At 74.4% G+C, this 317-nt stretch carries 1 pseudogene; it reads right to left on the bottom strand.

What is annotated here, in order from left to right:
- Positions 1-295 (bottom strand): annotated as a pseudogene (locus UUA_RS18255) (TolC family protein); the annotation flags it as partial.
- Positions 296-317: the final 22 nt, after the last annotated feature.

The following is a 317-nucleotide window of genomic DNA, read 5'->3' as shown; positions in this document are numbered from 1 at the left end:
CGTGCAGGCTGCGCACGGCGCGCAACCGCTCGACCGCCTGCGCCACGTCGAGGTTGTGGGCCAGCGCGCGGTCGACCAGTGCATCGAGGTCGGGGTCGGCGAAGGCGCGCCACCAGCCATGCAGGTCGGTCGGCGGGGCCGGATCCGCCGCGACCGCATGCCGCCATTGCGCGGGTACCTGCGGCGCCAGTTTGGGCAGCGGGGCGGCGCAGCCGGCCAGCCCGCAGAGCGCGGCGACAAGCAGGCAGGTGCGCCACCCGGGGTTCGCGGTTGCCTTGCTCAGTCGAAGTGGCACAGCGTGCATGTTCCCGGGGGCA

Origin of the sequence: Rhodanobacter thiooxydans LCS2 (assembly GCF_000264375.1) — a bacterium.
GTDB lineage: Bacteria > Pseudomonadota > Gammaproteobacteria > Xanthomonadales > Rhodanobacteraceae > Rhodanobacter > Rhodanobacter thiooxydans.
Note: the sequence above shows the minus strand (reverse complement) of the source record. Positions and strands in the feature narration are given on the sequence as shown.